This is a genomic window from Pseudomonas anatoliensis, from assembly GCF_017976235.1.
GTDB lineage: Bacteria > Pseudomonadota > Gammaproteobacteria > Pseudomonadales > Pseudomonadaceae > Aquipseudomonas > Aquipseudomonas anatoliensis.
In genome coordinates, this window is record NZ_JACVHC010000001.1 from 796681 (window position 1) to 812314 (window position 15634).

Here is a 15634-nt window from a genome sequence, read left to right on the forward strand (position 1 = left end):
CAGTTGTCCGGGCGGGCCTCATCGCGAGCAGGCTCACTCCTACAGGGGTAATGTGTTTGCCATGGCACTCATGGCCGGCAGAGATCCACTGTAGGAGTGAGCCTGCTCGCGATTGGGGCCCTTGAATTCAGCGACGAGTTCAGCCCGGGTCGGCAACCCCTCCATATCCCCGCGACTCTGCACCGCGCGACTGCCAATCCAGTTCGCGCGCCGCACGGCCTCGGCAAAACTCTGGTGCTCCAGCAGGGCGCTGATCATGCCCACCGCAAACCCGTCCCCCGCGCCAACCGTATCGACGACATGGGTCACCGGCACCCCGGCAACAAAGCCCTGATCCAGCTGCGTGCGGTAATAGGCACCCTGCGGCCCGAGCTTGATCGCCACGGCTTCGGCGCCCTGATCGAGATAAAACGCAGCGATATCTGCCGGGTCTTCGAAACCCGTGAGCAAACGCCCTTCGCTCAAGCCCGGCAGCACCCAGTGGGCGAGGGCGGCGAGGCGGTTGATCTCGCGGATCATCTCGCGCTCGCTGGCCCACAGGCTCGGGCGCAGGTTAGGGTCGAACGACACACTGCTTCCGGCATTGCGCATGCGGGTCATCAGTTCGGATGACATTTCCCGCGCCGTACCGGACAGCGCCGGAGGAATGCCGGTGGCATGCAGATGCCGAGCGTTCAGCAGTTCGGGCGTGATCGATTGCGGCGACAGATGACTGGCCGCGGAGCCACGACGGAAATACTCGACCTGCGGGTCGCTGCCATCGTCGCAACGGGACTTGAACTGGAAGCCGGTTGGATGCGTTTTGCAGACTTCAACCTGGCTGCAATCCAGACCCTCGCGCGCCAAGGTGTCGACGACAAAACGGCCGAGCGAATCATTGCCCACCCGACTCAGCCACGCGACGTTGAAACCCAGTCGCGACAAGCCGATCGCCACGTTGCTGTCGGCGCCGGCGATGCGCTTGTGGAAGTGTTCGATCTGCGCCAGGTCACCGCTTTGCTCGGCCACCAGCATCGCCATGGTCTCGCCGAACGACAGAATATCGATCTCAGACATGAGCGGGCTCCAGACGGGATTGGCCGAGGCGGGCGAGGGTGGCGACGTGTTCAGTGGTCAACTCCACCAGATCATCGCCCTGCAATGGATATTCGGCGGCGCGCATAACGCCTTGGTCCATGTGTCGCAGCAGTTGTTCCCACAGATGCAGGTCGCTGACGGCGGGCGGCACGGCTACCAATTTGCCGTCGGCGCGCCGGGCCACGGCTTTGCAATGCACATAGCCGACGTGCCGACCGAGCAGGCGTGCGGCGTTGGCAGCGGATTGGTCCTGCCACTGCCAGTTGCCGATATCGAAGGTCATTTTGATCGGCAAGTTGTGCTGTTCAACAGCCGTGAAGAAGCGTTGGAACGGCTCGATCCGCCCGCCGTGCAGGGTCTGATCGTTTTCCACCAGCAGGTGCACAGGGCTGTTGCCGAGCAGTTGCTGCAAAACCGTCAGATCGCAATTGTCGGTGAAGTAGCCGAGGGAGACTTTCAGCCATTTCGAACCGAACGCCTCGGCGTGTTGCAGGGCGGTGATCAACTCGGGATTTGGACGTGACTGACCGGCCAGCCACAGTTCGGTGGGCGAGGAATAGATGCTTTGCAGGCCCAGTGCCTGGGTGGCTGCGCTCAACTGTGCGGGGTTCTCGCGAGTCAGTAACTCTTCGCGCCACTCGATACGATCAGCCCCGGCAGCGGCCAGCACGTCGATAAAAAAGTCTTGCCCGCGTTGGCGCACAAGTTCGGCACCGTAGCTGGACAGGCTGATGGAAACGGCAGGTTTATTCATTGTTGTTTACCTCTGAAACCGGTTTCATTTTTGTTCAAAAAAATATCAGTCAGTGCTGTATTGCTTTCGAGGGCCTCATCGCTGGCAAGCCAGCTCCCACAGGTTTAGTGAGCGACACGGACATTGTGGGAGCTGGCTTGCCAGCGATGGAGCCCGATCAATCACTGCAAAACCCTCAGGGTCGACCCACGCTCAACCAGCACCGGCGCAAAATCCACCACCCGCGCCGCCTCATCATCCCCTCGCAAACGCTTGAGCAAACACTCGAACGCCCGCGCGCCAATCGCTTGCGTTGGTTGGGCAAGCGCTGTAATCCCGCTGCCTACCAGCGGATACCAATCCAGATCATCCAGGGCAATCAGCCCTATATCCTCGAACAGCCGCGAACCGATCTTGCGCAACGCATGAGTGGCGGCCAACGCTGCCACGCCATTGGCGCAAAACAGCGCTTTCGGGCCGACATCGGGTTTGTGTAAATAGGTTTGAAGATGCGTCGCAAGATCGTCGCCGGTTTCCACCACTGCCCCGATCAATCCCGAGCGCTGCTGTATCTGCGCCTGAAAACTGCTGACTCGTTCGATCCGCGAACTGGTGCCGTCATAGGGCTCGGTTACCAACAACACGTCGCAATAGCCACGTTGTTCCAGGTGGGCCAGGGCCATTTCCACTGCCTGCGGGTTGTTCAGCCCGATCATGTCGCTGTCGAGCCCATCGACCTTGCGATCGACCAGCACCAGCGGCATCTCGCGGCGCAACTCGTGCAACTCGTCACGGTGATGGCCGAGGGTGTTCACGATCAGCCCTTCGATGTTGTACGAGCGCAATAGCGCCAGATGCTGGCGTTCCTGCTCGTCATCGCGGTCGGTGTTGCATACCACCAGGCTGTAGCCGTGCGCACGGCAGGCGGTTTCCACCCCGTGCATCACGGCAATTGAATATGGGTTGCGGATATCGGCCACCAGCATGCCGATCAGGCGAGTGCGCCCGCGCTTGAGGCCTCGGGCCATCTGGTTTGGGCGATAGCCGAGTTCATCGATAGCCTGCTCGATGCGCAAGGCGATTGCATCGGAAAGCAGGGCGCGGTCGTCGCCGATGAAACGCGAGACGCTGGCCTTGGAAACGCCCGCGCGCTCGGCGACATCAAGCATGGTGACGCGGCTGCGCTGGGCGGCGGAGAAGTCGTTCACGGTCTGAAACCTTATTATTGGATTTATCAGGTTCAGTCGCTGGTGTAGCGCTGAAACCGGTTTCAGGAAACACCAGAACCCAATCGTCCGTCAAGTGAAGGATCGTCTGATATTTGTCAGGTCCTGACGGGCGGCGCTGGAAATCAGGCCGCCCTTGCACCCGTCAGCCGAATAAGCCTGCCGCGATATTGATGGAGAATCCGAGAATCGCCGTGTTGAACACGAAACCGATCAACGACTGTGCGAGGACGATTTTACGAATGTCTCGTGTCGCCACGCCGACGTCGGCAGTTTGCACAGCCACGCCGATGGTGAAAGAGAAGTACAAGAAGTCCCAGTAGTTGGGTGTGGTCAGACCTTCGGCGAAACGCAGTGCGGGTTCCTTGCCGTCCCAGGTGTAAAACAGGCGTGCATAGTGCACACAGAAAATCACCCCGATCAGTAGCCACGAACCAATCACCGTCAGGGCGGTGAAGCCGTAGTGCATCAGTTTGTGGGTGGTGTCCAGATCCTTGCTGCCGGCCAGTTCGAAGGTGATGGTGGCGAGACTTGCCAGCGCGGCGATGCACACTACGAACAACACCAGGCCGGCATTTTCATCTTCGACTTCGGCGATGCGTCTCACGTCCGGGGCCTTGGAGCGCGCGGTCAGCCAGAGCATCAGGATCAGGTAAGTCCATACGCCGGCGTTCCAGCCGTAGAGGATTTTGCTGACGATGGAGTCGACGGGCGAAAGCAGGCCCACGGCGAGGCCGAGCAGGGCAGCTGCGGAAAGGCGAGGGTGGGTGCGGGCGAGGAAGCGCATGGGGACTCACTTTGGTGGTCGATCCCTGCACCATAGCGCACGCCATGTGGCTTTTGTAGGAGCTGCCGAAGGCTGCGATCTTTTGACTTTGTTTTTTAAACCCAGGATCAAAAGATCGCAGCCTTCGGCAGCTCCTACATTTTTACAGGTGGGGTTTGCTGAATCTTTTTACCAGCTTCATGACCACGACGAAGAACACCGGAACGAAGATCACCGCCAACGTCGCGGTGATCATCCCGCCGATCACCCCTGTACCGATCGCTTGCTGGCTCGCCGAACTGGCGCCGGTGGCAATCGCCAAGGGCACCACGCCGAGGATAAATGCCAGCGACGTCATCACGATCGGACGCAGGCGCAGGCGGGCGGCTTGCAACGTGGCGTCGATCAGGTCGTGACCTTCGTCATACAGGCTCTTGGCGAACTCGATGATCAGGATCGCGTTCTTCGCGGACAGGCCGATGATGGTGATCAACCCGACCTTGAAGAACACGTCGTTGGGCATCCCGCGCAGCGTCACTGCCAGCACCGCACCGAGTACACCCAACGGCACCACCAGCAACACCGAGGTCGGAATCGACCAGCTCTCATACAGCGCCGCCAGACACAGGAACACGATCAGCAGCGACAGGCCGAGCAGAATCGGCGCCTGACTGCCGGACAAACGCTCCTGCAACGACAGGCCGGTCCATTCTTGTCCCAGACCCTTCGGTCCCTGCGCGACAAGGCGTTCAATCTCGGCCATGGCTTCGCCGGTGCTGTGGCCGGGTGACGGTTCGCCGGAGATCGCAATCGCCGGATAACCGTTGTATCGGGTCAGTTGCGCCGGCCCTTGAATCCAGTTGGCCTGGACGAATGCCGACAGCGGTACCATTTTTCCGGCACTGTTGCGCACGTGCATTTTCAGCAAATCATCGACCTGACTGCGTTGATCGCCTTCAGCCTGCACCACCACGCGCTGCATACGTCCCTGATTGGGGAAATCATTGATATAGGCCGAGCCCACGGCAGTGGACAGCACGTTGCCGATGTCGGCGAACGACACCCCCAAGGCATTGGCTTGCTTGCGATCCACTTCGAGTTGCACTTGCGGCGCTTCGGCCAGTGCGCTTTCACGCACATTCATCAGCACCGGACTTTTCTCGGCGGCTGCCAGAAGTTCCGTGCGCGCTTGCATTAACGTTGCATGACCGAGGCCACCGCGATCCTGCAAACGGAACTCGAAACCGCTGGAAGTACCGAGGCCATCCACGGGCGGCGGCAGAACCGAGAACGCCATGGCGTCCTTGATCTGGCTCAGTGCGATGTTGGCGCGGTCGGCAATCGAGCTGGCCGAATCTTCGCTGTCGCGTTGCGACCAGTCCTTCAGGGTAGAGAACGCCAATGCCGCGTTCTGTCCACTACCGGAGAAGCTGAAACCGAGAATCACCACGCTGTCACTGATACCGGGCTCACCGGCGTTATGTGCCTCAAGCTGTTCGGCCACTTGCACCGTGCGGTTCTTGGTCGCGCCGGGCGGCAGTTGGATATCGGTGATGGTGTAACCCTGATCCTCGACCGGCAGGAACGAGGAGGGCAGACGCATGAAGCAAATCCCCAGACCCACCAGCAACACGCCATAGATCAGCAGATATCGCCCGGTGCGTTTCAGCGCGTAACCGACCCAGCCTTGATAGCGCTCGGTCAGTTGCTCGAAGCGGCGGTTGAACCAACCGAAGAATCCCGACTTCTCGTGGTGCTCGCCCTTGGCGATTGGCTTGAGCAGTGTCGCGCACAGCGCTGGCGTCAGCGTCAGGGCGAGGAATGCGGAGAACAGAATAGACGTCGCCATCGACAGCGAAAACTGCTGATAGATCACCCCGACCGAACCCTGCATGAACGCCATCGGGATGAATACCGCCACCAGCACCAGGGTGATGCCGATGATGGCGCCGGTAATCTGCGTCATCGCCTTGCGCGTGGCCTCCTTGGGCGACAGGCCCTCGGTGGCCATGATCCGTTCGACGTTTTCCACCACGACAATCGCGTCGTCCACCAGAATGCCGATGGCCAGCACCATGCCGAACATGGTCAGCACGTTGATCGAGAAACCTAGCGCCAGCATGGTTGCAAACGTGCCCATCAGCGCCACCGGCACCACCAGTGTCGGGATTAGCGTGTAGCGCACGTTTTGCAGAAACAGGAACATCACCGCAAACACCAGCAGCATCGCCTCGCCGAGGGTGTAGATCACTTTGGTGATCGAGACTTTGACGAAGGGCGAAGTGTCATACGGGATCTTGTATTCCACGCCGGCCGGGAAGTAGCGCGCCAGCTCATCCATCTTCGCCCGCACCAGCGTCGCGGTGCTCAGCGCGTTGGCGCCCGGCGACAATTGCACGCCGACAGCGGTGGACGGCTTGCCGTTGAGGCGTGTGCCGAACTGATAGTCCTGACTGCCGATCTCGACCCGCGCCACATCACCAATACGCACGGTGGAACCGTCCGGGTTGGCCTTGAGCACGATGTCGGCGAACTCCTGCGGCGTCGACAACTGGCCTTTGACCAAAATTGTTGCAGTGATTTCCTGAGTCGACGGGCCGGGCAAGTCACCGATGCTGCCCGCCGACACCTGGGCGTTCTGCGCCACAATGGCGGCGTTGACGTCAGCCGGGGTCAGGTTGAAACCGATGAGTTTCTGCGGGTCGATCCAGATACGCATGGCCCGCTCGGCACCGTACAGCTGAGCCTTGCCGACGCCGTCCAGACGCTTGATTTCGTTCATCACGTTGCGCGCCAGATAGTCACTGAGCGCAACGTCATCGAGCTTGCCGTCATTGGACGTCAGGCTGATCAGCAAGAGGAAACCCGAGGAGACTTTCTCCACCTGCAAACCCTGCTGGTTCACGGCTTGCGGCAAGCGCGACTCGACCACTTTCAGACGGTTTTGCACGTCGACCTGTGCCAGTTCCGGGTTGGTGCCCGGCTGGAAAGTCGCTTTGATCGTGGCGCTGCCCAGACTGCTCTGCGATTCGAAATAAAGCAGGTGATCCGCGCCGTTAAGCTCTTCCTCGATCAGGCTGACCACGCTCTCATCGACGGTTTGCGCCGATGCGCCAGGGTACACGGCGTAGATTTCGATCTGTGGCGGCGCGACGTCGGGGTATTGCGCCACCGGCAATTGCGGGATGGCCAGCGCACCGGCCAACAGGATGAACAAGGCGACCACCCAGGCAAATACGGGGCGATCGATAAAGAACTGCGGCATATAAAAGCGTCCTGCTTACTGACCAGAGGTCTGGGCAAGTGGAAGAGGGGTGTCGTCAATCTGCACCTTGTCACCGGGGCGGGCGTGTTGCAGGCCTTCAATAACGATGCGGTCGCCGGGCTTGAGGCCACCGGTGACGATCCAGCGATTGTTTTGCACGGCGCCCAGTTGCACCGTTTGTTCGGCTACACGCATTTGCTCATCGACGGTCAATACTTGCGCAATACCGGCGCTGTCACGCTGCACGGCGCGTTGTGGCACGGTGATGCCGTTCTGGATAGTTGCCTGTTGCAGGCGCACGCGAATGAAGCTTCCGGGCAGCAGGTCGAGATCGGGATTGGGGAACTCGCTGCGCAGAATAATCTGGCCGGTGCCCGGGTCGACGGTGATGTCGCTGAACAGTAGTTTGCCCGGCAACGGATACAGGCTGCCGTCATCCTGAATCAGGGTCGCTTTGACCTGATCCTGACCGACTTCCTGCAATTGTCCGGAGCGGAATGCCCGGCGCAGTTCGTTGAGCTCGCGGGTCGATTGGGTGAGGTCGGCATAGATCGGATTGAGTTGCTGAATCAGCGCCAGTGGCGTGGTTTCGTTCTGCCCGACCAGCGCGCCTTCGGTGACCAGCGCGCGGCCGATACGGCCGGAAATTGGCGCGGTGACGGTGGCGTAACCCAGGTTCAATCTGGCCCGTTCCACCGCAGCCTTGTTGCCGGCGACATCAGCGGCCGTTTGCCGGGTATTGGCGCGGGCGTTGTCATAATCCTGAGCGCTGATGGCTTTGTCGTCGATCAACTGGGCGTAGCGTTGTTCCTGCAGCTTCGCCTGAAACGCATTGGCCTCGGCTTTGCGCAACGCTGCTTCGGCGCTGTCCAGGTCAGCCTTGAACGGCGCCGGGTCGATGCGGAACAGCACGTCGCCTTTCTTCACGTCGCTGCCTTCGCGAAAGTTACGTTGCAGCACAACGCCGGGCACACGGGCGCGGACTTCGGCAATCCGCGGAGCAGCGATCCGGCCGCTGAGTTCGCTGCTGATCGACAGTGGGCGCGCTTCAATGGTTTCGATGCGCACGGTTGCTGGCGGTGCCTGCTCTTCGGCCTTCGAAGAAGAGTCACAGGCGCTCAGCGTCAGCGCCACGGCGATCAGGCCGAGCCCGGCCAGCAGTTTGTTCGACATTTACTACCCCCAATATTGATGCCCGCATCCTACGGGCAGTTGCCGAGAGTAGCGGTGAAGCTTTGTAGGCGCTGTGTGAAATTGTGTAAGGGTTTTACTCAGGGACGGTTGAGGGCGTATATCCTTAAGCCATTGAAATTTATTGCGACAGTTAAATAGCTATCGCGACCAGGCTCACTCCTACAGTGTTTGTGTTGGTCACAGAATTTGTGGCTGACACAGTTCCAATGTGGGAGTGAGCCTGCTCGCGATGAGGCCCGACCCGTCGCCACAGCACTTTCTGGATCACCCATGCCCAACATCCTCCTGGTCGAAGACGACACCGCCCTCGCCGAACTGATTTCCAGCTACCTGGAACGCAACGGTTATTCCGTCAGCGTCATTGGTCGGGGCGACCATGTGCGTGAACGGGCACGGGTCAATCCGCCGGATCTGGTTATCCTTGACCTGATGCTGCCGGGGCTCGACGGGCTGCAAGTCTGCCGTTTGCTGCGCGCCGATTCGGCGACGCTGCCGATCCTGATGCTCACCGCCCGTGATGACAGCCACGATCAAGTGCTGGGCCTGGAAATGGGCGCCGACGACTACGTCACCAAACCCTGCGAGCCGCGTGTATTGCTGGCGCGGGTGCGGACCCTGTTACGGCGCAGCAGTCTCGGAGAGCCGTTGACGGCCAACGACCGCATCATCATGGGCAATCTGTGTATCGACTTGTCCGAACGCACCGTCACCTGGCGCGATCAGCCGGTCGAACTGTCCAGCGGTGAATACAACTTGCTGGTGGTACTGGCTCGACACGCTGGCGAAGTGCTCAGCCGCGATCAGATTCTGCAACGCCTGCGCGGCATAGAGTTCAACGGCACCGACCGCTCGGTGGATGTGGCGATTTCCAAGTTGCGGCGCAAGTTCGATGACCACGCCGGTGAGGCGCGCAAGATCAAGACCGTGTGGGGCAAGGGTTATCTGTTCAGCCGTTCCGAATGGGAATGCTGAGCTGATGTTTCGCATCCTGTTTCGTCTGTATCTGGTCACGATTGTGTCGTACAGCGCCGCCATCTATCTGGTGCCAGACCTGGTGGTCATGGCCTTCCGGGATCGCTTCGTCACCTACAACCTGGATTATTCCCGTGGTCTGCAATCGCTGATCGCCAAGCAGTTCCGAGCGGTGCCGCAAGATCAATGGCCAGCGCTGGCGGCGTCGATGGACAAGGACTTCCAGCCGTTGCACATCGTGCTGGCGCGTATCGATGACGCTGAATTTACCGACATTGAGCGTGAACGGCTGCGGCGCGGCGAGAACGTGGTGCGCATTGGTGACTGGGGCTGGCGTACCCTCGCGGTAGCGCCGCTGGACGACAGCATGGCAGTGCAAATGATCGTGCCGCCGGATCCGATGGACGTCGATCTGTTGTACTGGAGCATCAACGTATTGATCGGCGCGACACTGCTCGCCTGCCTGTTGATGTGGTTGCGCCCGCACTGGCGTGATCTGGAACGCCTCAAAGGCACCGCCGAACGCTTCGGTAAAGGCCATTTGAGCGAACGTACGAAAATCGCTTCAAGCTCCAACATCGGCAGCCTGGCGGTGGTGTTCGACACCATGGCCGGTGACATCGAGAACCTGCTCAATCAGCAACGCGATCTGCTCAATGCGGTGTCCCACGAATTGCGTACGCCGTTGACGCGCCTGGACTTCGGCCTCGCGCTGGCGCTGTCCGACGACTTGCCGCCCGCAAGCCGCGAACGTTTGCAGGGATTGGTTGCGCACATTCGTGAGCTGGATGAGTTGGTGCTGGAATTGCTGTCTTACAGTCGTTTGCAAAATCCGGCGCATTCACCGGAACAGGTCGAAGTCTCGCTCGATGAGTTCATCGATAGCATCCTGGGCAGCGTCGATGAAGAGTTGGAGTCGCCAGAAATCGTCATCGACGTGCTGCTGCACGGTCAGCTCGAACGTTTTTCGCTCGACCCGCGGTTGACCGCCCGAGCGATTCAGAACCTGGTGCGCAATGCCATGCGCTACTGCGAGAAACGCATACAGATCGGCGTGCAGGTTGATGCTGAGGGTTGCGAGATCTGGGTGGATGACGACGGCATCGGTATTCCCGACGATGAGCGCGAACGGATTTTCGAGCCGTTTTATCGACTGGATCGCAGTCGGGATCGGGCCACGGGCGGGTTTGGGTTGGGATTGGCAATCAGTCGCAGGGCTCTGGAAGCTCAAGGCGGGACTTTGACAGTCGAGTCTTCGCCTTTGGGTGGGGCGCGATTCCGTTTGTGGCTGCCGACCGCCGCCTGAAACTCAAATCCCTGTAGGAGCTGTCGAGTAAAACGAGGCTGCGATCTTTTGATCTTGTTTTTTAAGGATCAAGATCAAAAGATCGCAGCGTGCCGCAGCTCCTGCAGGGGGGTAGCGTTGTTCAGGTCAGCTTGGTCGATTGAATGAGTCCAACGCCAGCGCCCTGCATCCGGTCGATCGCGGCCGCCAGCGATCCATTCATGTCGATCGCCCGGCAAGCATCCAGCACGACAAACGCATTGAACCCCGCGGCCCGAGCGTCCAGCGCCGAGTACATAACGCAGAAATCCAGCGCCAGGCCGACCATGTAAACCGTGTCTATACCGCGCTCTTTCAGATAACCGGACAGCCCTGTGGTCGTGCGACGGTCTGCCTCCAGAAACGCCGAATAACTGTCGATGTCAGGATTGCAGCCCTTGCGAATGATCAATTGGGCGTGGGGCAGGTCGAGTTCCGGGTGAAACTCGGCGCCGGGTGTGGCTTGCACACAATGCTCGGGCCACAGGGTTTGCTCGCCGTAAGGCAACTGGATGACATCGTAGGGTTGGTGGCCGGGGTGACTGGAAGCGAACGAAGCATGACCGGTTGGGTGCCAGTCCTGGGCAATAACGACCTGTTTGAACTGGCGGGCTAGGCGGTTGATCAGCGGCACAATTTTATCGCCTTCAGGCACCGGCAATTGGCCGCCGGGAATGAAGTCGTTCTGAACATCGATCACCAGTAAAGCAGTACGAGAAGAAATGGGCATCGGTGAATCATCCTCGGAAAATCACTCGCTCAGCATAGAGCAGTCTGGGTCATGCACTTATGCGGCTTTTCAACAATTTTGCCTTGTCTTCCAGTGCCGTCGGGGCGTCGTGGCCGATCAGCATCCAGGCATGCTCGCGCTCGGTCCAATACACCACATTCATTGCGTGCCGACGTTCATGTTCCAGCGGCCGGCTGCCGCTGTTCGAGCGGGTGACGCACAGCGCCAATGGCCCGTGCCTGGCATCCAGATAAACGATCTGCGCAATCGGCACACCGTCATATTCAAGCATCTGTGCGCGTTTGAATTCGGCGCCCGGCAGTTTCAATACGGTGGGCGAAAGACTCAGGCCCATTCGCGCATCGACCGTGCGCAACTGCGCGCGTTGTGTGGCTTCGTCGGCAGGAAGGTGGTCGAGCGTCTGCGGCCCGTACAGCGCCATATAGTCGCCGACCAAGCCTCGCCACTCATGCGTTTGCTGCGCCTGCCAGCCGAGAAACAAGCGGTCGGCGAGTACGCCGCCGGCCACCAATGTTGCGGCGGCAGCGCCGATAAACCAGCGCCGACTCAGTCCCGGGGTTTCTGGCGAAGGTATGGCATCCAGCCGTGCTTGCAGGCGATCGAGCGGTGCCTGTTGCGCCAATTCATCGTAAGCGTTCCGGTATGGCAGGCTGCTGCGGTTCAGCCACTGCACGCGCAGGTTCAGCAGCGGATCGTTGGCAATGGCGGCGTCGAGTTGGCGGCGATAATCCTCGGCGATTTCGCCGTCCAGATACGCCACCAGTTGCTCATCCGAAGGTGTGTTCATCAGCGATCGCCTTCGGTGGTTTTCGGGACCGCTTGCAGTGGCGGGTATTCGGCGAGCTTCAGGCGGGCGGTGGCCAGACGACTCATTACGGTAGCGATCGGTACTTGCAGGATCTCGGCGACTTCGCGATACGAAAGGCTCTCGACATAGGTCAGATACACCGTCTCGCGCTGGGTTTCAGGCAATGCATCGACGCGGCGGATCACCTGCGCCGCCATGACGTGTGTTTGCGCCGCGTATTCGCCGTCGAGCGTCAGTTGCCCATCCGCCTGCCCACCATCCTGACGTACGCGGCGGGCGCGTACTTCATTGAGCCAGATCGAATGCAGAATGCTCAGCAGCCAGAGATCCATGCGCGTACCCGCGACGTATTGCGCAGAACGCTCCAGCGCACGCACACACGTTGTCTGCACGAGGTCCTCGGCCACATGCCGATTGCGCGACAGCAGCAAACCGTAGCGCCACAGTCGTGCGAGGTGCTGCGCAAGTTCTGCTCTGAATGCCTGATCGCTGATGATGGACTCCGTTTATGGGTTTTCAGGTGCTTGATGAATCGATGTCAGTGCGTGGGCACCGCTGGTGAGCAGCGCGCATTTCTGGGTCTTGCTGTCCCAGACCTGGCCTTTTGGACACTCGGGTTTCTGCACGGGGTTCTTTTCTTCGCCACTGGCCATGACCATTGGGCTGGACAGGGCGGCGGCCAGTAGCCACGGGGCGGCGAACATAACGGATCGGATAGTCATGGGCAAGGCTCCACGAAGGGACATGTCTGTGTTTGAAAAGCACAGAGCGAAATTTTATTCATTACATAGACAGTGACTGTTCTGGGCGGAAGTAAATTCCAGGAATATGGCGTCTGGCAAAATCCACGGTGGGAGCGAGCCTGCTCGCGAAGGCTGATCGAGCACCAACAAATAATCCGGATCAACTCAGTTGACGCGTATCGATCATTTTCTTCCGATCCCTTACCCCACGAACCACCAGATACAACAACGGCCCGATCGACACAAAAACCGCCGTCAGCAATAAATAAGGCACCACCGACCAAACCGTCTGCCCACGTGAGCGGGCATCCTTGACCATCCAGACCCCGGCCAGCGTCGCCAGCAGATATAGATCAATCACCACTTGCGCGGTATCCGGCCGCGACATGAGGCTGATGCCGAAATCGATCAACGACTGCTCGGCCTGGAGCATCACCGAAACTGTATAGCCGGTAAAGGCGAGCAAAGCCGTGAGGGGCAGGGCGATAGACATCATGGGTTCATTCCTTGAAGTGATGAGCAGAACCGCCAGCCTATCTTTTGTGCCGGAAATTGGCCATTGACTTGCCAGCAGTGCTCGGGCTAATTTTCACGCCATGACTTCCAATGTATTGCGTTGCCAGCCAAGCATTATTACCGCCATTCCTCATTTGGCGGGCTAGCTCACGACTGCAGCACCCAACCCGCCCTAGAGGCGGGTTTTCACTTTCTGTCTCCCGGGTTTTAACGAAAAACACCGACCCCTGTAGGAGCTGCCGAAGGCTGCGATCTTTTGACTTTGGTTTTTGCAATCAACTGCAAGATCAAGAGATCGCAGCGTGCCGCAGCTCCTACAAGGACCGTGAGTCAGGAGACGATGATGAACGACCAGCGAGCCCTGCTTGAGCACTACGTAAAAAAGATCCTTGCAGCGCCGGTGTATGACATTGCCGTACGCACGCCATTGCAGGCTGCGCCGGCATTGTCCGAAGCGCTCGGCAACCGCATCCTGCTCAAGCGCGAAGACCTGCAACCCACGTTCTCCTTCAAGATCCGCGGTGCCTACAACAAATTGATGCAACTGAGCGACGAGCAGAAGGCGCGTGGCGTGATCACCGCGTCGGCCGGCAATCACGCGCAAGGCGTGGCACTGGCAGCGCGTGAACTGGGCATCGCGGCGACCATCGTCATGCCATCGACTACGCCCGAACTCAAAGTGCTGGGCGTACGAAGTCGCGGTGCCGAAGCGCTGCTGCACGGCGAGAGCTTCCCGTTCGCCCTGGCCCACGCACTGCAAATGTCCGAGCAGTCAGGGCGCACCTTCGTTTCACCCTTCGATGACCCGGACGTTATCGCCGGACAAGGCACCGTTGCGATGGAAATCCTTCGTCAGCATCAAGGTGCACTGGACGCAATCTTCATCCCGGTAGGCGGTGGCGGTTTGATCGCCGGCATCGCGGCTTACGTCAAATACCTTCGCCCGGAAGTGCGCATCATTGGTGTCGAGTCAGAGCACTCGGCGTGCCTGCAAGCTGCGCTGAACGCCGGGCAACGGGTGGTTTTACCCCGCGTCGGCACCTTCGCCGACGGCGTGGCCGTGGCGCAGATCGGCGAGTACGGGTTTGAAGTGTGTCGCTTTTGCGTAGATGAAGTCATCACCGTCAGCAACGACGAACTCTGCGCGGCGATCAAGAATATCTACGACGATACCCGCTCGATCACCGAACCTTCCGGCGCGTTGGCGGTGGCGGGGATCAAGCAATACGTGGCGAGAAGTGGTGTGCGCGAGCAGACCTTCGTGGCAATCGACTCAGGCGCCAACATCAACTTCGACAGCCTGCGCCACGTCGCCGAGCGCGCCGCTGCATGCGGCGCCCCGGCGTGATGGCGATCAGGGCAGCAATGGGCGCAGGAAGCTGCGCTCGTAGCTGATGATGAATTTCTTCTCGACCAGTGATTCCACCAGCGCGGTGCTCTGCGGGTCGGTCATCGCGATATGGCGGTAGCTTTCGTAATCCGCCAGCGACGGAAAACTGAACAGGCAGTAGGCGATATTGCTCGCACCCTCGGACGGCAAGAAATAGCCGTGATGGGTGCCGCCCAGTCGCTCGACAATGCCGAGCCAGGCCTTGGCGTAGGCCTCGAACTCGGTCAATTGGTAAGGGTCGATCACGTATCTGACGTGGCAGGTAATCACCGATGACGCTCCTTGCTCAGGTCATTCCTGAAGGGCAGTGCCGACTTTGTCCGAGGCGGACCAGATGCGATAGCGCACTTCGACGTCCGACGGCGCGTAGACCACCACTGGCAGCTTGCTGTTGTAGCGCAGCATGAAGCCGTCGCCGACGACAGGCACGAACGCGCGTTTCTTCTGCGAGCCGGGTGGGCAGGCCATCATCGTGCTCATCGGGCCGATGACTGTTTCCAGTCGGTAGAACGGGTAACCCCAGCCTTCGAGGTTTTTCTCGTCCAGCATCCCGCCGAGGCGTTGAAGATTGCAGTCCACTTCAAGGGTTTTGCCCGCGAGAATCTCGACCTGGAAATTCTCTTCCTTGTCCTGCTTGGGCAAATGAATGACCTGACGGGTGAAACCTGTCTCCGCCTTGGGATACGGCGCGACGTCTTCCAGTTTGGCCGCGTGGGCGAGGGTGGACAGGCTGGCGATCATCAGGCCGACGGTCGCGTAAGCTGGGAAAGAACCCATAAAAGCCTCCTTGCAGGTGTAGTGTGGTTGAGCGCCATTCTTACCGTCACCGACGCTGAATGCAAACCGTCGCCGACATGCAATTTGCAGTG

At 59.7% G+C, this 15634-nt stretch carries 15 protein-coding genes and 1 pseudogene; 3 read left to right on the plus strand and 13 right to left on the minus strand.

Annotated elements, in window-relative coordinates; all coding sequences use genetic code 11:
- Positions 1 to 39 precede the first annotated feature (39 nt).
- The 6 genes from ICA16_RS03545 to ICA16_RS03570 all read right to left on the minus strand — a co-directional run bounded on the left by ICA16_RS03545 (position 40) and on the right by ICA16_RS03570 (position 8240).
- Complete coding sequence (locus ICA16_RS03545; RefSeq protein ID WP_210699938.1) at positions 40 to 1056, minus strand: sugar kinase; 1017 nt, start codon at positions 1054 to 1056, stop codon at positions 40 to 42.
- Complete coding sequence (locus ICA16_RS03550) at positions 1049 to 1831, minus strand: sugar phosphate isomerase/epimerase family protein (protein ID WP_150603810.1); 783 nt, start codon at positions 1829 to 1831, stop codon at positions 1049 to 1051. The genes ICA16_RS03545 and ICA16_RS03550 overlap by 8 nt, the downstream gene beginning before the upstream one ends.
- A 161-nt stretch (positions 1832 to 1992) precedes the next feature.
- Positions 1993 to 3018 carry a LacI family DNA-binding transcriptional regulator gene (locus ICA16_RS03555; protein WP_338049893.1) on the minus strand — a complete coding sequence of 342 codons (1026 nt, stop codon included), beginning with the start codon at positions 3016 to 3018 and terminating at the stop codon, positions 1993 to 1995.
- A gap of 163 nt (positions 3019 to 3181) precedes the next feature.
- On the minus strand, positions 3182 to 3823 hold the full coding sequence (locus ICA16_RS03560; protein WP_150615511.1) for a DUF1345 domain-containing protein: 642 nt from the start codon (positions 3821 to 3823) through the stop codon (positions 3182 to 3184).
- Positions 3824 to 3965: 142 nt separating this feature from the next.
- The gene (locus ICA16_RS03565) at positions 3966 to 7067 is read right to left on the minus strand and encodes an efflux RND transporter permease subunit (protein ID WP_210699939.1); all 3102 of its coding nucleotides are present in this window, start codon (positions 7065 to 7067) and stop codon (positions 3966 to 3968) included.
- Positions 7068 to 7082: 15 nt separating this feature from the next.
- Positions 7083 to 8240 (minus strand): efflux RND transporter periplasmic adaptor subunit, encoded by a 1158-nt coding sequence (locus ICA16_RS03570; RefSeq protein ID WP_150603818.1) that lies wholly within the window; start codon positions 8238 to 8240, stop codon positions 7083 to 7085.
- A 291-nt stretch (positions 8241 to 8531) separates the two neighbouring features.
- On the opposite strand from ICA16_RS03570, the gene ICA16_RS03575 reads away from it, so the two are divergent.
- On the plus strand, positions 8532 to 9233 hold the full coding sequence (locus ICA16_RS03575; protein ID WP_042559319.1) for a response regulator: 702 nt from the start codon (positions 8532 to 8534) through the stop codon (positions 9231 to 9233).
- Between the two features lie 4 nt (positions 9234 to 9237).
- Positions 9238 to 10539 (plus strand): ATP-binding protein, encoded by a 1302-nt coding sequence (locus ICA16_RS03580; RefSeq protein ID WP_150615513.1) that lies wholly within the window; start codon positions 9238 to 9240, stop codon positions 10537 to 10539.
- A gap of 121 nt (positions 10540 to 10660) precedes the next feature.
- Here ICA16_RS03580 and pncA read toward each other — a convergent pair whose 3' ends face one another.
- From pncA to ICA16_RS03605, 5 genes are all read right to left on the minus strand, one after another.
- Entirely contained in the window at positions 10661 to 11287 is a 627-nt protein-coding gene (gene pncA, locus ICA16_RS03585; protein WP_210552816.1) for a bifunctional nicotinamidase/pyrazinamidase, read from the minus strand.
- A 49-nt stretch (positions 11288 to 11336) separates the two neighbouring features.
- The gene (locus tag ICA16_RS03590; RefSeq protein ID WP_210552815.1) at positions 11337 to 12095 is read right to left on the minus strand and encodes an anti-sigma factor family protein; all 759 of its coding nucleotides are present in this window, start codon (positions 12093 to 12095) and stop codon (positions 11337 to 11339) included.
- A complete protein-coding gene (locus ICA16_RS03595) occupies positions 12095 to 12610 on the minus strand; it encodes an RNA polymerase sigma factor (protein WP_210553189.1) in 516 nt (171 codons plus the stop codon). The genes ICA16_RS03590 and ICA16_RS03595 overlap by 1 nt, the downstream gene beginning before the upstream one ends.
- Before the next feature lie 12 nt (positions 12611 to 12622).
- Positions 12623 to 12838 carry a hypothetical protein gene (locus ICA16_RS03600; RefSeq protein ID WP_228734122.1) on the minus strand — a complete coding sequence of 72 codons (216 nt, stop codon included), beginning with the start codon at positions 12836 to 12838 and terminating at the stop codon, positions 12623 to 12625.
- 181 nt (positions 12839 to 13019) lie between these two features.
- Entirely contained in the window at positions 13020 to 13355 is a 336-nt protein-coding gene (locus tag ICA16_RS03605) for a DUF2834 domain-containing protein (protein ID WP_210699940.1), read from the minus strand.
- 360 nt (positions 13356 to 13715) lie between these two features.
- Here ICA16_RS03605 and ilvA point away from each other — a divergent pair.
- A pseudogene (ilvA, locus tag ICA16_RS03610) lies at positions 13716 to 14699 on the plus strand (threonine ammonia-lyase, biosynthetic); the annotation flags it as partial.
- A gap of 30 nt (positions 14700 to 14729) precedes the next feature.
- Here ilvA and ICA16_RS03615 read toward each other — a convergent pair.
- Together ICA16_RS03615 and eco are read right to left on the minus strand one after the other, a co-directional pair.
- Positions 14730 to 15035 (minus strand): NIPSNAP family protein, encoded by a 306-nt coding sequence (locus ICA16_RS03615; RefSeq protein WP_150603824.1) that lies wholly within the window; start codon positions 15033 to 15035, stop codon positions 14730 to 14732.
- Between the two features lie 21 nt (positions 15036 to 15056).
- Complete coding sequence (eco, locus tag ICA16_RS03620; protein WP_150603825.1) at positions 15057 to 15542, minus strand: serine protease inhibitor ecotin; 486 nt, start codon at positions 15540 to 15542, stop codon at positions 15057 to 15059.
- Between the last annotated feature and the right edge of the window lie 92 nt (positions 15543 to 15634).

What these genes read in the sequence shown, in the direction of transcription:
- ICA16_RS03605 (WP_210699940.1), bottom strand. Translation starts at nt 13,355, where the DNA reads ATGATGTCTATCGCCCTGCCCCTCACGGCTTTGCTCGCCTTTACCGGC.
- ICA16_RS03570 (WP_150603818.1), bottom strand. Translation starts at nt 8,240, where the DNA reads ATGTCGAACAAACTGCTGGCCGGGCTCGGCCTGATCGCCGTGGCGCTG.
- ICA16_RS03600 (WP_228734122.1), bottom strand. Translation starts at nt 12,838, where the DNA reads ATGACTATCCGATCCGTTATGTTCGCCGCCCCGTGGCTACTGGCCGCC.
- ICA16_RS03580 (WP_150615513.1), top strand. Translation starts at nt 9,238, where the DNA reads ATGTTTCGCATCCTGTTTCGTCTGTATCTGGTCACGATTGTGTCGTAC.
- pncA (WP_210552816.1), bottom strand. Translation starts at nt 11,287, where the DNA reads ATGCCCATTTCTTCTCGTACTGCTTTACTGGTGATCGATGTTCAGAAC.
- eco (WP_150603825.1), bottom strand. Translation starts at nt 15,542, where the DNA reads ATGGGTTCTTTCCCAGCTTACGCGACCGTCGGCCTGATGATCGCCAGC.
- ICA16_RS03565 (WP_210699939.1), bottom strand. Translation starts at nt 7,067, where the DNA reads ATGCCGCAGTTCTTTATCGATCGCCCCGTATTTGCCTGGGTGGTCGCC.
- ICA16_RS03575 (WP_042559319.1), top strand. Translation starts at nt 8,532, where the DNA reads ATGCCCAACATCCTCCTGGTCGAAGACGACACCGCCCTCGCCGAACTG.
- ICA16_RS03550 (WP_150603810.1), bottom strand. Translation starts at nt 1,831, where the DNA reads ATGAATAAACCTGCCGTTTCCATCAGCCTGTCCAGCTACGGTGCCGAA.
- ICA16_RS03545 (WP_210699938.1), bottom strand. Translation starts at nt 1,056, where the DNA reads ATGTCTGAGATCGATATTCTGTCGTTCGGCGAGACCATGGCGATGCTG.
- ICA16_RS03590 (WP_210552815.1), bottom strand. Translation starts at nt 12,095, where the DNA reads ATGAACACACCTTCGGATGAGCAACTGGTGGCGTATCTGGACGGCGAA.
- ICA16_RS03560 (WP_150615511.1), bottom strand. Translation starts at nt 3,823, where the DNA reads ATGCGCTTCCTCGCCCGCACCCACCCTCGCCTTTCCGCAGCTGCCCTG.